The sequence below is a fragment of the Ruegeria sp. HKCCE4148 genome (assembly GCF_017872495.1).
Lineage (GTDB): Bacteria > Pseudomonadota > Alphaproteobacteria > Rhodobacterales > Rhodobacteraceae > Ruegeria.
This window is the reverse complement of the sequence record NZ_JAEDOS010000012.1, coordinates 1-17318: the sequence shown is the minus strand read 5'-3', so window position 1 is coordinate 17318 and position 17318 is coordinate 1. Positions and strand designations below refer to the sequence as shown.

The window sequence follows — 17318 nt, the reverse complement described above, 5'->3', positions numbered from 1 at the left end:
GCATACAAATTGAAAGTGCCGGCCTTTTGACTGCCGGTACACCCAGCTAAATGGTCGGACCCGTCATGAGCCTCTATACTGATTACCTGAATGAAATCGAAACCCGCAAAGAGCAGGGCCTGAGCCCTAAACCCATCGATGACGGGGCTTTGGCGAAGGAAATCATTGATCAGATCCGTGATCCCCAGAACGACCATCGCGCAGACTCGCTGAACTATTTCATCTACAACACGCTGCCCGGCACAACCAGCGCGGCCGGCGAAAAGGCTAGCTTTCTGAAAGAGATCATTCTGGGCGAAGCTGACGTCGAAGAAATCTCGCAGGACTTTGCGTTCGAACTGCTGTCGCACATGAAAGGTGGCCCCTCGGTCGAGGTTCTTCTGGATCTTGCGCTGGGTGATGATGCTGCAATCGCAGGCAAGGCAGCCGAGGTATTGAAAACGCAGGTCTTCCTTTATGATGCGGACACAAACCGTCTGAAGGCCGCGCTTGAGGCCGGCAACACAATCGCGCGGGACATTCTGGAAAGCTACGCCAAGGCTGAGTTTTTTACCAAGCTGCCTGACATCGACGAAGAAATTGAAATCGTCACATATGTGGCTGCCGAGGGCGACATTTCTACGGACCTTCTGTCACCAGGCAACCAGGCGCATTCGCGTGCTGACCGCGAATTGCACGGCAAGTGCCTGATCTCGGAAAAGGCGCAGCAGGAAATCCAGGATCTAAAGCTTCAGCACCCCGGCAAACGCGTCATGCTGATTGCTGAAAAGGGTACCATGGGTGTAGGTTCCTCGCGTATGTCCGGCGTGAACAATGTGGCGTTGTGGACGGGTAAGCAGGCCAGCCCATATGTGCCCTTTGTCAATTTTGCCCCAATTGTTGCGGGTACAAACGGCATCTCTCCGATCTTCCTGACCACCGTCGGTGTGACCGGCGGCGTCGGTCTTGACCTGAAAAATTGGGTCAAGAAGGTGGACGAAGACGGCAACGCGATCCTGAACAACGATGGCAACCCGATCTTGGAAGAAAAGTATTCGGTCGCCACAGGCACAGTTCTGAAGATCAACACCAAAGACCACAAGCTGCTGAGCGAGGATGGCGATGAGCTGGTTGACGTGTCCTCGTCCTTTACCCCGCAAAAAGTGGAATTCATGAAGGCCGGGGGCTCTTACGCCATTGTCTTTGGAAAGAAGCTGCAAACATTTGCGGCCGAAACGCTGGGCGTCGAAGCGCCTTTGGTCTTTGCTCCGTCCAAAGAAATCAGCCATGAAGGTCAGGGCCTGACCGCTGTCGAGAAGATCTTTAACAAGAACGCGGTCGGCACAACGCCGGGCAAGACCCTGCACGCCGGATCGGACGTGCGCGTGAAGGTCAACATCGTTGGGTCGCAGGACACCACTGGCCTGATGACCATGCAAGAACTTGAGGCGATGGCAGCTACTGTTGTGTCCCCGATTGTTGATGGGGCTTATCAGTCCGGCTGTCACACTGCGTCGGTCTGGGACGCCAAGGCGCAAGCCAACACGCCGCGTCTGATGAAGTTCATGAATGACTTCGGCCTTGTCACCGGTCGTGACCCGAAAGGCGTCTATCATTCGATGACCGACGTGATCCACAAGGTGCTGAACGACATCACCGTGGACGACTGGTCGGTCATTATCGGCGGAGATAGCCACACGCGTATGTCCAAAGGTGTGGCCTTTGGGGCCGACTCGGGCACCGTGGCGCTGGCACTGGCAACGGGTGAAGCATCGATGCCGATCCCGGAATCGGTCAAGGTGACCTTCAAGGGCCAAATGGCGGATCACATGGATTTCCGCGACGTGGTTCACGCCACACAGGCGCAGATGTTAGAACAGCACGGAGATAACGTCTTCCAAGGCCGGGTGATCGAGGTTCATATCGGTACGCTGTTGGCGGACCAAGCGTTCACCTTCACCGACTGGACGGCCGAGATGAAGGCCAAGGCTTCGGTCTGTATCTCGAATGACGAGACCCTGATCGGTTCGCTGGAATTGGCCAAGTCACGCATCCAGATCATGATCGACAAAGGCATGGAGCATGAAAACGGCATGCTGCAAAAGCTGATCAACATTGCTGATGCGCGTATTGCTCAGATCAAGTCTGGTGAAAAACCGGCGCTGCAACCCGATGATAACGCAAAATACTTTGCCGAGGTTGTTGTGGATCTGGACCAGATCAACGAACCAATGATCGCTGACCCCGACGTGAATAACGCCGATGTCTCTAAGCGGTACACCCACGATACGATCCGCCCGATTTCATACTACAACGCTGAAAAGCATGTGGATCTGGGCTTTGTCGGCTCTTGCATGGTGCATAAGGGTGACATCAAGATCGTTGCCCAGATGTTGAAGAACCTAGAAAAGGAAACCGGTAAAGTCGAATTCAAGGCACCGCTGGTGGTCGCGGCCCCGACTTACAACATCATCGATGAGCTGAAGGAAGAAGGCGACTGGGAAGTGCTTGAAAAATACTCGGGCTTCGAGTTTGACGACCTGTTCCCAAAACAGAAGGCGCGCACCGAGTACGAGAATATCCTGTATCTCGAACGCCCCGGCTGTAACCTTTGCATGGGCAACCAGGAAAAAGCCGCCAAGGGTGACACTGTTCTGGCCACCTCGACCCGTCTGTTCCAGGGCCGCGTCGTGGCCGATGCACCCGACAAGAAAGGCGAAAGCCTGCTGGCCTCGACCCCGGTTGTGGTGTTGTCTGCCATTTTGGGTCGGACGCCCAATATCGACGAATACAAGACCGCTGTTGAAGGCATCGACCTGACTAAGTTCGCGCCTTCGGTTGAAAAACCAGCTGGCACGAAGTCGGCGCACTTCTAAACACGGTTTTTTGAAACCAAGCATGGATCGCCCGGGCGCCACTTCAGGTGACCGGGCGTTTTTTGTAGTGACGGCCATGACCGATTTCAAACGGACGCCCGTCGCCCCTATAGTATCGGTAAAGGTCCTCGGGTCTTGGTTTGCCGAAGAACAAAATTGCTTCGGGTGTCGCGAACAAGACCAGATTTCAACAAACGTTGCATGATAAACACCTCCAGATCCTCGGGCGTCTTGGCGTAGACCTTTAGGATGAAATCATGATCCCCGGTGATCGAGGCGCATTCGACGATCTGCGGCTCTGTTTCGACCAGACGCAGAAAATCCGCGATGCTCTTTTCCTGGTGATCTTTGAGCGCGACATGGACATAGGCGATGGCATTCAGGCCAACGGCCTTAGCTGGTACCTGCGCGCGATAACCCGTGACCACTCCGCTTGCTTCAAGATCGCGTACTCGTCGCCAGCATTGCGAGGCCGACAACCCGGTTCGATCTGCCAGTTCCTGCATCGACAGACGTCCACTGATCTGAAGCTCTCGGAGAATATCTATATCAGCAGGATGAAGCATTTGTTTCACTTATTGTCACCAACCGGATTAATTGTTTCATTTTAGTGAAATAAATTCAGTTATCAAAACAAATCCACCGCGCCGGGCGCGGTATCCTGTATTTAAGCAGGAGGAAACGGATGCCCAAATCGACCAAGTACGTTGCCAAGGTCGCTGACGCGCGCGGCCGCATAGCCTATACCGACGAAGAAAACGCTGTCTGGGCCGATCTTTACGCAGCGCAGGCGGATAATGTGCAGCGCTATATGGCGCGCGAATACCTGGACGGGCTTGCCCGGCTGGACTTGCCCAAAACCAAGGTGCCGTGCTGCGCGGATATCTCGGATCGGTTGCTGGACCTGACGGGGTGGCGGGTGCAGCCAGTACCGGCGCTGATCGGTTTCAAGACTTTTTTCGGTATGCTGGCGGATCGCGTTTTTCCCGCAGCTTCGTTTATCCGGTCGCGCGAGGATTTCGACTATATCGAAGAACCGGATATCTTTCACGAGATCTTCGGTCACACCCCATTGCTGAGCGACCCGCGTTTTGCCGCGTTTAGCCACGCCATCGGGCAGGCAGGCCAGCAGGCGACAGATGCGGATTACGCTTGGCTGATCAGGTTGTACTGGTTTTCCATCGAGTTTGGTTTACGCCGCCAGGATGGCCAGATCAAAGCACTGGGATCGGGCTTAGCGTCTTCTCCGACCGAGCTGGTTTATGCCGTGAGCAGTGACATTCCAGATCGGGACCCGTTCGATATCCTAACCATCTTGCGAACACCGTACCGTATCGACATGCATCAGATGGGCTATTTTGTTCTGGATGATCCCGAGGATTTGTTCGAAGCGGCCGAGCGCGACCTTCTGGCCGATATTCGGAACGCGCGTGGTTTGGGGCTGCTGCCCAACAAGTTTCCCGCAAAGGTCGCGGCAGCCGAGTAATCACGCAGTCCACCGTCAGGCGGACAGGTCTTTGTACATGTATGTCGTCGGCTCCAACCTGGGTTCGAACGGGTTTTGGCAATATTTTGGTATTTCCCCCACAATCTGAAACCCAAGGCTTTCGTACAGCAACCGAGAGGGATCGGTGCTGCGTGTGTCCAGCACCAAAGTCGAGCGGTGCAAGTCGCGCGCGCGTTGAAATAGGGTCTCCATCAAAGCGCGGCCATATCCGCGGCGCCTGGCGTTCGGATGAACCAAAAGCTTGGCCACATCGGCACGGTGGGGTTGGTTGGGCATTGCCGCTGGTATCAATTGCGCGGTGCCCACAACGCGTGGACCGTCATACGCTGCAAAGATTTCCAATGCACCTGCGTTCACGCCGGGCCGCACGTTTTGTTGCCAATAGTAGCGCGCGTCTTCTTGGGTGAACGGCAGGATAAAGCCAATACTGGCCCCGTCATGAACACAGGTGTGCAGAATCACGGTCAGGTCATCCAGTGCCGCATCAAATTCGGATCCGGTTAAACGTGTGATCATACCAGCACCAGAAGATACCGGGCGCCCCGCGTTGTGCCTGTTTCGAACCGGGTCGGGCCAGACAGGTGATAACGCATACAATCCCCTGCGTTCAGGGTGTGTGGTGTTCCGTCGACCGTCAGCGTAAGCGCGCCGTCGACCAGAATGAGGTGATGCTCTTGCCCGGATTTGGGGGGCGTATCATAGGTGATGACCGTGTTCCGAGGCAGGTGGCCTTCCACCACTTCGGCGTTCAGACCATTCGCGGGGGGGGACACTGCACGGCGGGTGTAGCCTGTTTCAGGGTCGCTCCATTCGGCTTGGCGTTCAAACGGGATCTTGGGGTCAAAACTGTCCTCGACCATCATAAGCAGACGTGACATCGGCAAGTCGTAAGCCGCGCAGAGACGGCCAAGGTTTTCTGCCGTTGGGCTTACATCACCTTTTTCCATACGAGATAGTGTGGCACGGCTTATGCCGCTGTGTTCAGACAACTGGTCCAGAGACCACCCGCGCCCGCGACGCAGCTCATTCAGTCGATTGGCAAGGCGATTTGAAAGGGTGTCGAGCATAGGCAGTTAGTAGAAAATTTCTCAGATATGAGAAAAATTATACGAAATAAACAAAATGTAAACAAAAAAGAGCGCGAGAATCTCGCGCCCTTCATGGGTATTAACGATTTGGGCGGTTACTTCCAGCCAACCTCGTTAAAGATCTTTTGCGCTTCGGGGATGTTCTTGGCAACCTCGGACAGGTTCACTTCGTCAGCCTTGAACTCACCCAGGGTGGCAACCGACTCGGCCAATTCGACGCTTGAAACGGCCGGGTATTCATCGTTCCCCGCAGAGAAGTACTGCTGCGCCTGATCGCTTGCCAAATATTCAAGGAACAGGACCGCGTTTTCCTTGTTCGGTGCATGTGCCGCAACGCCGCCGCCCGACAGGTTCATGTGCGCGCCATAGCTGTCCTGGTTGGGGAAAGCCCAGCCGATCATGTCGCGATCCGCCGAAAGACCTTTGACATCTTTGCGGACCGCGCGCGCAAAGTAATACGTGTTCGATACAGCGATGTCACATTCACCCGAAACGATGCCGCGTAGCTGGTCGGTGTCACCCCCCTGTGGATCACGTGCCATGTTGGCGACGATACCTTCTGCCCAGGCTTTGGCCGCATCCGCGCCTTCATGGGTAATGATCGATGCCAACAGGGTTTGGTTGTACGTGTTGGTCGAAGACCGGATGCAGATCAGACCCTTGTATTCCGGCTTGGCCAGATCGGCATAGGTGGCCGGTGGGTTGGTGACGTTTTCCTTGTTGTAGAAAATAATCCGACCACGCTGCGAAAAGCCGAACCACTGATTGTCACTGTCTTGCAGGTTACCAGGAATACGCTCTTCCAGAGTTGCGCTTTCGATCGACTGCAGGATACCAGCGTCCTTGGCGCGCGCCAGACGTGAGGTGTCAACGGTCAGCATTACGTCTGCGGGCGAGTTGGCGCCTTCTGCTTCCATCCGCGCGATCAGCTCGTCGGCCTTGCCTTCGATTCGGTTGATGGTGATGCCAGTGGCCTCTTCGAAATCGGTGTAGAGGCGCTCGTCAGTGTCATAGTGGCGCGATGAATACAGGTTCAGTTCACCTTCAGCGACAGCGGTGGTGGCAACCAATGCCGACAGGGCGGCAGCCAGGCAGGTTGTGGATTTCAGCATAGTGTACTCCAACAATTGAATTTCGTGTCGGAGATTAACCCGACTGTTTTGCTCAATTATACTATTTCACATTGGATGCAAGAAATTCCGACAGTTTTACTTGGTCAAAATGGTCGCAAGTCTGCTTTTCTCTAATTTTCAGGATTCTTTTCACGATAAAGGTGCCAAAAAAACAAAAAAAACCGCGCTCGAAGGCGCGGTTTCTGAAAACGATTTTTCGCAGTTCTTAGCCTTGGCGGGCTTTGAACTTGCGCTGCGTCTTGTTGATCACGTAGACGCGGCCTTTGCGACGCACAATACGGCAGTCACGGTGCCGGTTCTTGAGCGAGCGGAGCGAGTTCTTGACCTTCATGGGTCTGTCTCCAATCTGCGGCGCCTTCATCAAGGACGTGGCCAGCGCCTGGGTTAGCGGGTGCCCCGGAAACCCGGAACAGTGAAACGATGGTGGGCGGTACAAGGATCGAACTTGTGACCCCTTCGATGTCAACGAAGTGCTCTACCGCTGAGCTAACCGCCCACTTTCCCTTTGCGTGCCCAGCCCCATAACGAAATGGGGCGCGGATCACCGCGCCGGTAGCGGGGTCTATAAAAGGAGTCGTTCAGGGGTTCAAGGGGTTTGGAAGAACAATTTTCCAGTCTATGTTGATTACGAACATGGAGAAATCATGCAGAACGCAGCCTTTGTATTGGATATGCCCGAAAACCGCAGTTCATGCGTGGTTTTTTCGTCCCCTCATAGCGGGCGAGAGTATCCGGCGGCCTTTCTGAAGCGTTCGGTTCTGAACCAAAACGTGATTCGTTCATCCGAAGATGCCTTTGTGGATCAACTATTTGCGCCTGCTGCTGAATGCGGTGCGCCATTGATCAAAGCGGCCATGCCCCGCGCATATCTGGATTTGAATCGCAGCCTGGATGAACTTGACCCCGCCCTGATCAGCGGCGCGCGCCGGCATGGACATAATCCGCGGGTCGCTTCGGGGCTGGGGGTGATTCCCCGCGTCGTGGCCAATGGTCGGGCGATCTACAGTGGAAAGCTGACCATGGATGAGGCGCGGCTGCGTATCGACACCTACTGGCGCCCTTATCACGCGAGATTGAAGTCTTTGCTGAACGAATCGCATGAAAAGTTCGGTCAGGCGATTTTGGTGGATTGCCATTCTATGCCGCATGAGGCGGTTTCGATGGCCGGTACAGCCCGCAGCAAGCGGCCCGAAATCGTGCTGGGGGATCGGTTTGGCGCGTCGGCGTCTTCGGAAATTGTGGATCTGGTTGAATCGGCCTTTGTTTCGGCAGGTCTGAACGTGGCGCGCAATGCACCGTTTGCCGGGGCTTATGTCACTCAGACTTACGGACGTCCCGGTCGCCATCAGCATGCAATCCAGATCGAGATCGACCGCGCACTCTATATGGACGAAGAGAGGATCGCACCAAACTCCAATTTCATGGCGTTTGCGAAACTTCTGCGGCAGGTGGTGCGCGAGATTGCCAACATCGGAGCGGACTCGGTTCGTCTGGCGGCCGAATAACCTCAGCGCAGCGCGCGACCTTTCACAATGGCGTCTGAGCCGAACCTTTGGCGGATCTCGTCAGTTGCACGTTCAGCCTGCGATCTGCGGGATGCACCAGGATCAAGCAGATCACCCGACATATCAGCTTGATCAGCCGGGCACAGATCAGACAGGCCGCATCCCAAAAGCCGATAGGGTCCCTGATCACCCACCTGATCGAACAGCCCCTTTGCCGTGCGATAGATCCGGTCGGCAATCTGCGTCGCATCCCGAAGGGACACGCGTCTTGTCAGGGTTTTGTGATTGGCCTTCTTGAGCTTGAGCGTGACAACCCGCCCTGCAAGATCCTTGGCCTTGGCCCGGTCCGAGACTTTCAGGGCCATGCGCCACAGATGTCCGTCTAAAATTTCAGGGTTAGCTGTGTCTTCGAAAAATGTGGTCTCGTTGCTGATGGATTTCATAGGCTCATGGGCCGAGACACGCCGTTTGTCCTGTCCCCGGGCCAGATGCCACAGGCGATACCCCATCGCTCCAAAGCGCGCGGTGAGCGCCTCCTGATCCCACCGCAGCAAATCGTTGAAGCTTCGAATCCCGGCCCGTTCCAGCGACTCTTGCGCTGCGGGGCCAATACCCCAGATCAGCCGCACAGGTTTGTCGTTCAGAAAATCTGCCGTCTCGGCTTTGCCGATCACAGAGAAGCCGCGCGGCTTGTCGAGATCAGACGCGACCTTGGCGAGGAATTTGTTGTGGCTCAGCCCGATAGAGCCGGTCACGCCCAACTCTTCCTTCATTCGTTTGACCAGCCGCGCCAGCATGATCGCGGGGGGTACCCCGTGCAATCGCTCGGTGCCGGAAAGATCCATGAATGCCTCGTCCAGAGACAGCGGTTCCACGACCGGCGTCAATTCATCCATCATGGCGCGTATCTCGCGCGATACTTCGGCATACACAGACATGCGTGGTTTGATCACGACGGCTTCGGGGCAGAGTTGGATAGCCTTGAACATGGGCATCGCCGATCGGACGCCGCGTATGCGCGCCACATAACACGCCGTCGATACAACTCCCCGCTTCCCGCCACCTATGATGACGGGCTTGTCCGCAAGCTCGGGATTGTCACGCTTTTCCACTGATGCGTAGAAGGCGTCGCAATCCATATGCGCGATGGACAGGTCAAACAGTTCAGGGTGCGACTTGACCCTTGGGCTGCCGCAGGCTGCACAGCGACGTTCGTTCCTTGAAGGTGTCAGGCAATCTCGGCAAAGACCGGGCATCTGCGTCCTCATGCGCTCCGCAGTTGGCTTGGGGTTTCTTTATAACATTCCTCAACTTCGATCATAGGTCATTGAGGAAAAGAAAACCCCCCGCAATGTGGCGGGGGGAAGTAACGAACCTCAGGAAGAAATGGTCCGTTGGGGAGTAACTTCCCCAAAGAATCGCTAAGTTTTTCGGTTTTCGATAGGTGGAAGGCCGTGTCGCCAAAACTCACCTTTTGAATGTGTGTTTTCTGGCACAGGGACGATTTGGCGCGGTTCTGCAAAAAATTGACGCAACGTCAACTTGTTGCGGTGAAACTCGAACACGAAAACCGTCCGAAACACTTGAAATGGTCAGTGCACTTTCAGAGAATTTAACTCGGCCAGAACAGCCTCGGCGGCGGTTTTTGGATCTTCTGCCTGATAAATCGGACGGCCCACGACGATGTGATCCGCACCATTCCGAATCGCGTTGGCCGGTGTTGCTACTCGTTTCTGATCACCAAGTGCTGCGCCTGCTGGACGCACACCGGGGGTGACAATCAGGCGACCGTCGGCCTGAGGCAGTGCGCGGATCAGGGCAGCCTCCTGCGGGCTGGCGATAACGCCATCAGCCCCGGCCTCCAGCGCTTTGGCTGCGCGTTCGACCACCAGGTCCTGCACGTCGCCAGCTTTGATCAGGCTGGCGTCCAGATCGTCGCGGTTCAGCGAAGTCAGGATGGTCACAGCAAGGATTTTCAAATCCTTGCCCGATGCACCTTCTTTGGCGGCGCGCACAACATGTGGGTCGCCATGTACAGTCAGGAAATCCAGATCGAACTGCGCCAGCCCCCGCACTGCGTTTTCAACCGTATTGCCAATGTCGAACAGTTTCATGTCCAGAAAGATACGTTTGTCGTGGTCCTGTTTCAGCTCATTGGCCAAAGCCAGCCCGCCACCCGTCAACATGCCCAAGCCGATCTTGTAGAAGGACACGCTGTCGCCCAGCCGTTCAGCCATGGCCAGACCCTGCAGGGCGTTAGGGACATCGAGGGCGACGATAAGGCGATCATCGGACATGGGGCGCTCCTTTTTGGCAAACGTCTGCCTCCTAGCGGGTTCGGGCGGTTCTGTCCATCTTCGAAGCCGGGCGCGGGCACGTTCATTTTGTGCTATCGTGCCGGGTATTGAGTATTTGATTTCACAGCAAGGGACAGAAAATGAAAAAGCTGGTTGTGCTGGGCGTATTGGTTGCGCTGGCTGCATGTGACGAAACCCCGCCCGAAACACCGGAAACCGGGGCTGCTCCTGCACCCACAAATGATGATCTGCGTCTTGTGGGTGGCTACAGGTCCGAGGATGATTGGTGCCAGCTTACGGGCGAAACGGGTTTTACCGTGGAATTCCTGGACCATACGGCTGATCTGGTGTCATGCCCGACAGGAAGCGCGGCGGCACAGTCCCTCGTGGATGATCTGGGTGCGGTTCAGGTCGCCGAGACCGGAGGTTACACCGTCTACACCATACAGCGCGAATGACGGCGATTTCTGCGTCTTAGCCTCTTGAACCGGCAAAGATATTTCCCAGATTGAATGTGAGGCTTCGACCGATATGTGCCGCCAAGCGGGCATGTCAAAACGGGGCGCTTGGAAAAGGAGAATATCATGGACTTGAACAAGTTCACCGAGCGGGCACGGGGATTCGTGCAGGCTGCGCAGACCATTGCGCTGCGCGAGGGGCACCAGAGGCTGGAGCCAACACATATACTCAAAGCATTGATGGATGACGATCAGGGGCTGGCGAGCAACCTGATCACACGTGCTGGCGGCGCGCCCAACCGCGTGGTCGAGGCGCTGGACGTCGCGATGGGCAAAATCCCGAAGGTCAGCGGCGACGCGAGCCAGATTTACATGGACGGACAGACCGCCAAAGTTCTGGACGAGGCTGAGAAGATCGCCACCAAAGCGGGCGATAGCTTTGTGCCGGTTGAACGGGTGCTGATGGCGCTGTGCATGGTGAAATCCAAAGCTAAGGACGCTTTGGAGGCTGGTGCGGTGTCTGCCCAGAAACTCAATGAGGCGATCAATGACATCCGCAAGGGTCGCACCGCTGATACCGCATCGGCGGAAGAGGGCTATGACGCGCTCAAGAAATATGCGCGCGATCTGACTGAAGCTGCGGCTGAAGGTAAGATTGACCCGATCATCGGGCGGGATGAGGAAATCCGCCGCTCGATGCAGGTTCTGTCGCGCCGCACCAAGAACAACCCGGTTCTGATCGGGGAACCTGGCGTGGGTAAAACCGCGATTGCCGAGGGAATGGCCCTGCGCATCGTCAACGGCGACGTGCCGGAATCGCTGAAGGACAAGAAGCTGCTCGCGCTCGACATGGGCGCGCTGATTGCTGGTGCGAAGTACCGTGGTGAGTTCGAAGAACGACTGAAGGCCGTTCTGACCGAAGTGACCGAGGCCGCTGGTGAGATCATTCTGTTCATCGATGAGATGCATACGCTGGTTGGGGCCGGGAAGTCCGACGGCGCGATGGACGCCGCCAACCTGATCAAGCCCGCGCTTGCCCGGGGTGAGCTGCATTGTATCGGCGCGACCACGCTGGATGAGTACCGTAAATATGTTGAAAAAGACGCGGCCCTTGCGCGCCGGTTCCAGCCCGTGATGGTGACCGAGCCAACCGTCGAGGATACGATCAGCATCCTGCGGGGCATCAAGGAAAAGTACGAGCTGCACCATGGCGTGCGCATCTCGGATTCGGCATTGGTGTCGGCGGCGACGCTCTCGCATCGCTATATCACTGACAGGTTCCTGCCAGATAAAGCCATCGACCTTGTTGATGAGGCAGCGTCGCGCCTGCGGATGGAGGTGGATAGTAAGCCGGAAGAGCTCGACCAGCTGGATCGCCAGATCCTGCAGATGCAGATCGAGGAAGAGGCGCTGAAGCTTGAAGACGACGCGGCCTCGAAGGACCGTCTGGAAACCTTGCAAAAGGATCTGGCCGACCTGCAGGAGAAATCTGCCGAGATGACGGCCCAATGGCAGGCCGAACGCGACAAGCTGGCTGGTGCCCGTGATCTGAAAGAGCAGCTCGACAAAGCGCGGGCTGATCTGGAAATCGCCAAGCGCGAAGGTAACCTGGCCAAGGCCGGTGAGCTGTCCTATGGCGTCATCCCAGAGCTTGAGAAAAAGCTGACCGAGGCCGAAAACGCCGAAAGCAACGCCATGATGGCCGAGGAAACGGTGCGCCCGACGCAGATCGCTGCTGTGGTCGAACGCTGGACGGGTATTCCGACCTCGAAAATGCTGGAAGGTGAGCGCGAGAAGTTGCTGCGGATGGAAGATGATCTGCATTCTCGCGTGATCGGTCAGGATGCAGCGGTGACCGCTGTCGCCAATGCCGTACGTCGTGCGCGTGCGGGGCTGAACGACGAAGGTCGTCCGCTGGGCTCGTTCTTGTTCCTTGGCCCGACCGGTGTGGGTAAGACAGAGCTGACCAAAGCCGTGGCGAATTTCCTGTTCGACGACGACAATGCGATGGTCCGCATCGATATGTCCGAGTTCATGGAAAAACATGCGGTTGCCCGTCTGATAGGTGCCCCTCCGGGCTATGTCGGCTATGACGAAGGCGGTGTGCTGACCGAAGCCGTACGGCGCAGGCCCTATCAGGTTGTGTTGTTTGACGAGGTCGAAAAAGCGCACCCTGATGTGTTCAACGTGCTGTTGCAGGTTCTGGATGATGGCGTTCTGACCGATGGTCAGGGCCGCACCGTGGACTTCAAGCAGACGCTGATCATCCTGACCTCGAACCTCGGCTCTCAGGCGCTGAGCCAGTTGCCCGAAGGTGCGGACAGCGCGCAAGCGCGGCGTGACGTGATGGATGCGGTCCGGGCGCATTTCCGGCCCGAGTTCCTGAACCGTCTGGACGAGACCATCATCTTTGACCGGCTCAAGCGGGCCGATATGGATGGCATCGTTGATATCCAGATGGCGCGTCTGCAGAAACGACTGGCTGCTCGCAAGATCGAGCTGGTGCTGGACGACGGTGCCAAGGAGTGGCTGGCCAATGAAGGCTATGATCCGGTCTTTGGCGCGCGTCCCTTGAAGCGTGTGATTCAGCGCGCCTTGCAGAACCCGCTGGCCGAAGCGCTGCTGGCCGGCGAGATCAAGGATGGAGAGACCGTTCCGGTGACCGCCGGAACCGATGGTCTGATCATAGGCGACCGTTTGGGCACGTCAGACCGACCTCGCCCGGATGATGCCGTGGTGCATTGATCAAAACGGAAAGAGAGACCCGCTGTTTCAGCGGGTCTTTTTTCAGCATCTACCATATATCAATGCCTGATGTTCCATTGCGCCCATAAACCTCTGGGCTGCCGAGGTGGCGGTATGGTCAGACCTGCGTTGTAGCTTTGCTCCAGAAGGGCTTCGCGACGTTCTTCTGACCCTGTGGATCCACAGAGGATTTCCAGCTTGCGGGGCGAGAACCCAAAATATCCGAATGTGCCCTGTGTCCAGAGGGTTTCCATTGCATTCAGATATCCGGCGTCCTCCATTTCGTCGGATCGCGCGCCAGCGGGTATCAGCAAGACCCCGGATCTGGGCCGTTGCAGCGATTTTTCGCGATCATCCAACTGATCATATGCCCAACCCCATGACCAGACGCGGTCAACCCAACCTTTCATCATTGACGGCATTCCCCACCAGAAAAGCGGAAACGCGAGACAGATAGCATCCGAGCGAGAGATACGTTCTTGCTCGTATCGTATGTCTGCAAGTGGTGCGGACGCCGAATCCCCCTCTATGTCCGCCACAGTCCAACGCGGATCGAATTCCTCGGCATGCAAGTCAGCAAATTCTGTCGTGTGACCGGCTGCCTTCGCACCATCCATGAACATCCGCGCTGCGGCGGCGGTAAATGAGTTTGGGTCTGGATGGTCAAGGACGGTCAGGATGTGCATGATCGGGACTTTCTGATTCAATCTGGCTTTCCCGAGGCACCTTGATTGCTCAAGGTACCTTTAGGTCAAGCAGAACATCCTGACAGCTGGGGATCAGTTCAAAACAGGCTCACCATCAGGGTGAGCCTTAATTTTATTTTGTGCAGTTTTTTACACTAGCGCAAAAATCCGCGCTGGGCCGCCAGTACCGCCTGCGTGTTTTGGCGCGCCTATGACCAGCGTCGCGCCGGATGGCGGCACCCGATCCAGATTGGCCAGGCATTCAATCCCAAACCGGCCTGAAGGCAGCCACGCATAATGGGTGGCAAAATCTGCCGACATGCCGTGATCCAGCGACAGCGTATCCACAGCAATCGACCGCGCGCCGGTATCTTCCATCAGCATCTGCGCCGCTTCGACATGAAAGCCGGGATAGTGCTGCGCTTCGCCATCGAAGTTGCGGAATTCATCTGTGGCTGTTTTTCCGCCCCAGCCGGAATGCATCGCCACGCAGGCACCGTCAGGGATGTCTCCGTTCGCCGATATCCATGCCTTCAGATCGTCTGGCGTGACTCGTGTGTCTGCGTCCTCAGCCGCGCGGGCGGCGATATCGACTACACATAATGGCGCGACCAGGTCGTTGACCGGGATCTCATCGACCGATGTGCCATCCGCGGAAAAGTGCAGCGGGGCGTCGATATGGGTGCCTGTGTGTTCATTGATCGACAAATTGAACAGGTTGAAACCGTGATCTGCAAAGTTGAAAGCCTGTTCTGCCGAAATGCCAGGGTCACCGCCCCATGTCGGAAATTCCGGGCTGAGCGTGTGGGTCATATCCTCGATGCCGCCATGTCCTGCGGCCAGCGATGCGGGGGCCGTACCACCGGTTGCGACGGCGGCAACGCCTGTCGCAGCTGCAGCTTTGAAGAACCCGCGCCGAGACAGCATCCTGTCCTTGACGGCATTCATTACACAGATGTCACACATAGTTCTTCCTCCCTTTTGCGGCGAAACGGCTACAATAACAGACAAGCAACGCGCAGGAACGCGTGCGATGCCTGCGTGACAGAGTGCAGTCCGGTAGGCGCTTTTGTAAAGGTTTCCGATAAATAGCTCGGCCAAAGCAGTCGAAAAGAAGAGCTGAACAGGCAGAATGCTCCGGTCTTTTCGAGGCGTCCGATTTGAGAACGTTACAGTCACTTCGCTCAATCGTTACGCCTGTTTCGCTGGCGCTGTGCTATCAGCGCATTAAGTCAAGACTGACACGTGGACACGACGGAGACATACATGGCGCATCGCTGGACCAATACTTTGACACAAGCCGACGTCACGCCAAAGGCGGCGTTCCTGAACCGGCGGCAGGTGATGGCCGGTCTGGCAGGTGTTGGGCTAACCGCGATGGCGCGCCCGGCTGCAGCGCAAGACGCGTTGGAACCGAATACATGGGAAGAGATCACGAGCTACAACAACTATTATGAGTTCGGGACCGGAAAAGATGACCCTGCTAAGTATGCCGGTTCTCTTGTGACCGAACCCTGGAGCGTCAAGATCGACGGCTTGGTGGATCGCCCGGGTGAGTATGACTTTAAGGATATTCTGTCTGAGATGACCATCGAAGAGCGGATCTATCGTTTCCGTTGTGTTGAAGCGTGGTCAATGGTCATTCCGTGGAACGGTTTCGAACTCGCCGACCTGCTGAATATGGCCGGAGTTCAGGAGAGTGCGAAATATGTGGCCTTTGAAACCGCGTACCGCCCGGATGAGATGCCCGGAACACGCTTCCCCATTCTTGAATGGCCGTATCGTGAAGGCTTGCGTCTGGATGAGGCGATGCACCCTCTGACGTTCATAGCCACCGGAATTTACGGGAAAACGATTCCGAACCAGAATGGCGCGCCTTTGCGTTTGGTGGTTCCGTGGAAATACGGGTTCAAGTCGATCAAATCGATCGTGCGCATCACGCTGACCGATGTAGAGCCGCCCACAAGCTGGAACATGTCGAACCCCCGCGAATACGGGTTTTACAGCAATGTGAATCCGAAGGTTGATCATCCGCGTTGGTCTCAGGCGTCCGAGCGTCGCATTGGCGGCGGTCTGTTTGCCAAACGAATCCCCACTCTCATGTTCAACGGCTACGAGGAAGAGGTCGCCAGCCTGTATGAAGGCTTGGATCTGGCCAAAAACTACTAAGCCCATGCAGGCCGTGAACCAGATATTCCGCCGTATTCCGGTATGGGCCATTTACCTGCTTGGCGCGCTACCTGCGCCCTGGCTGTTTTACCTCGGCCTGTCCGGGGGGCTGGGTATCGACCCGATCGAAGCGCTGGAGCATCGCTATGGCGAACTGGCCCTGCAACTTTTGATCGCTGGTCTGGCAATCACGCCCCTGCGCCGGATTGCGGGTCTGAACCTGATGAAGTTCCGGCGCGCGATTGGAGTGCTGACATTTTCATATGTCAGTCTGCATCTTCTTGTTTGGCTGATCTTGGATGTACAGCTTCCCAGTCAGATTTGGGCGGATATTCTCAAGCGTCCTTATATCACGGTCGGCATGGCGGCCTTCCTTCTTATGGTGCCGCTGGCGGTGACTTCCAACAATTGGTCGGTGCGCAGGTTAGGGACGCGTTGGCGCAAGCTCCACCGTTTGGTGTACCCAGTCGCTCTGTTGGGTGCCTTACACTTCGTGATGCTGGCCAAAGGGTTCCAGATCGAGCCGCTTGTCTATCTGACGATCATTCTCACACTTCTTGCCTTGCGTTTGCCGACTCCAAGACTCGTTTCCGGAAGCAAAACTGCAGACTCCGCCTGAATCGACGCCGAGTCTGTGGTTAACCGTGTGCATAAGGGGGCAGGGCTCTGAAGTTTCGAGTGTTCTTGGCTGGTTTAGGCGGTTTTGGGCGAGAGAATTCCATCATATCTAATTGATTTTAAGTATAAAAATCTGCATCAGAGAAAAACTTTTGATTTTTTGTTTTTTTGGGTTGCGGGTTTTGGGAGTAAACCTTAGAACCCCCTTCACCGGCGCTGCTGAGGCGCTGGGACGCTGCGGAAGCGGCGGTGACACA

The 17318-nt window shown here is 56.2% G+C and carries 16 protein-coding genes and 1 tRNA gene; 7 read left to right on the top strand and 10 right to left on the bottom strand.

Going from position 1 to position 17318, the window contains the following annotated elements; translation table 11 throughout:
* The first annotated feature begins 65 nt into the window (after positions 1–65).
* Positions 66–2855 (top strand): bifunctional aconitate hydratase 2/2-methylisocitrate dehydratase, encoded by a 2790-nt coding sequence (locus I9187_RS19815; protein WP_209940305.1) that lies wholly within the window; start codon positions 66–68, stop codon positions 2853–2855.
* Positions 2856–2962: 107 nt separating this feature from the next.
* Here I9187_RS19815 and I9187_RS19810 read toward each other — a convergent pair whose 3' ends face one another.
* Positions 2963–3421 carry an Lrp/AsnC family transcriptional regulator gene (locus I9187_RS19810; protein ID WP_171096703.1) on the bottom strand — a complete coding sequence of 153 codons (459 nt, stop codon included), beginning with the start codon at positions 3419–3421 and terminating at the stop codon, positions 2963–2965.
* A gap of 53 nt (positions 3422–3474) precedes the next feature.
* Here I9187_RS19810 and I9187_RS19805 point away from each other — a divergent pair, with 53 nt between their 5' ends.
* Complete coding sequence (locus I9187_RS19805) at positions 3475–4341, top strand: phenylalanine 4-monooxygenase (RefSeq protein WP_348540161.1); 867 nt, start codon at positions 3475–3477, stop codon at positions 4339–4341.
* Between the two features lie 15 nt (positions 4342–4356).
* On the opposite strand, the gene I9187_RS19800 is transcribed toward I9187_RS19805, so the two are convergent.
* The 5 genes from I9187_RS19800 to I9187_RS19780 all read right to left on the bottom strand — a co-directional run bounded on the left by I9187_RS19800 (position 4357) and on the right by I9187_RS19780 (position 7079).
* Positions 4357–4878 (bottom strand): GNAT family N-acetyltransferase, encoded by a 522-nt coding sequence (locus I9187_RS19800; RefSeq protein WP_209940304.1) that lies wholly within the window; start codon positions 4876–4878, stop codon positions 4357–4359.
* Positions 4875–5429, bottom strand: a complete 555-nt coding sequence (locus I9187_RS19795) for an XRE family transcriptional regulator (protein ID WP_171181911.1) — start codon at positions 5427–5429, stop codon at positions 4875–4877. Before I9187_RS19795 ends, I9187_RS19800 begins: the two co-directional genes overlap by 4 nt.
* Before the next feature lie 116 nt (positions 5430–5545).
* Entirely contained in the window at positions 5546–6562 is a 1017-nt protein-coding gene (locus I9187_RS19790) for a Fe(3+) ABC transporter substrate-binding protein (RefSeq protein WP_171181909.1), read from the bottom strand.
* A gap of 226 nt (positions 6563–6788) precedes the next feature.
* A complete protein-coding gene (gene ykgO / locus I9187_RS19785) occupies positions 6789–6914 on the bottom strand; it encodes a type B 50S ribosomal protein L36 (RefSeq protein WP_008755722.1) in 126 nt (41 codons plus the stop codon).
* A gap of 90 nt (positions 6915–7004) precedes the next feature.
* Positions 7005–7079: transfer RNA gene (locus I9187_RS19780), tRNA-Val, on the bottom strand.
* Between the two features lie 148 nt (positions 7080–7227).
* Here I9187_RS19780 and I9187_RS19775 point away from each other — a divergent pair.
* A complete protein-coding gene (locus I9187_RS19775) occupies positions 7228–8088 on the top strand; it encodes an N-formylglutamate amidohydrolase (RefSeq protein ID WP_171181907.1) in 861 nt (286 codons plus the stop codon).
* A 2-nt stretch (positions 8089–8090) separates the two neighbouring features.
* On the opposite strand, the gene I9187_RS19770 is transcribed toward I9187_RS19775, so the two are convergent.
* Positions 8091–9344, bottom strand: coding sequence for a DNA polymerase IV (locus I9187_RS19770; RefSeq protein ID WP_171237859.1), 1254 nt, complete (start codon positions 9342–9344; stop codon positions 8091–8093).
* 336 nt (positions 9345–9680) lie between these two features.
* Positions 9681–10385: an orotidine-5'-phosphate decarboxylase gene (pyrF, locus tag I9187_RS19765; protein ID WP_171181905.1), complete on the bottom strand. Its 705-nt coding sequence runs from the start codon at positions 10383–10385 to the stop codon at positions 9681–9683.
* 140 nt (positions 10386–10525) lie between these two features.
* Between pyrF and I9187_RS19760 the strand changes: the two genes are divergently transcribed.
* On the top strand, positions 10526–10843 hold the full coding sequence (locus I9187_RS19760) for a hypothetical protein (protein ID WP_171181903.1): 318 nt from the start codon (positions 10526–10528) through the stop codon (positions 10841–10843).
* Between the two features lie 126 nt (positions 10844–10969).
* A complete protein-coding gene (clpB, locus tag I9187_RS19755) occupies positions 10970–13588 on the top strand; it encodes an ATP-dependent chaperone ClpB (protein WP_171181901.1) in 2619 nt (872 codons plus the stop codon).
* A gap of 59 nt (positions 13589–13647) precedes the next feature.
* Here the strand turns inward: clpB and I9187_RS19750 are convergent, their stop codons facing one another.
* Both I9187_RS19750 and I9187_RS19745 read right to left on the bottom strand, forming a co-directional pair.
* Complete coding sequence (locus I9187_RS19750) at positions 13648–14295, bottom strand: NAD(P)H-dependent oxidoreductase (RefSeq protein ID WP_171237857.1); 648 nt, start codon at positions 14293–14295, stop codon at positions 13648–13650.
* A gap of 129 nt (positions 14296–14424) precedes the next feature.
* Positions 14425–15240, bottom strand: a complete 816-nt coding sequence (locus I9187_RS19745) for a cyclase family protein (RefSeq protein ID WP_171181897.1) — start codon at positions 15238–15240, stop codon at positions 14425–14427.
* A gap of 300 nt (positions 15241–15540) precedes the next feature.
* On the opposite strand from I9187_RS19745, the gene msrP reads away from it, so the two are divergent.
* Positions 15541–16443, top strand: a complete 903-nt coding sequence (gene msrP, locus I9187_RS19740) for a protein-methionine-sulfoxide reductase catalytic subunit MsrP (protein ID WP_171181896.1) — start codon at positions 15541–15543, stop codon at positions 16441–16443.
* A gap of 4 nt (positions 16444–16447) precedes the next feature.
* Complete coding sequence (msrQ, locus tag I9187_RS19735; protein WP_171181893.1) at positions 16448–17062, top strand: protein-methionine-sulfoxide reductase heme-binding subunit MsrQ; 615 nt, start codon at positions 16448–16450, stop codon at positions 17060–17062.
* The last annotated feature ends 256 nt before the right edge of the window (positions 17063–17318 follow it).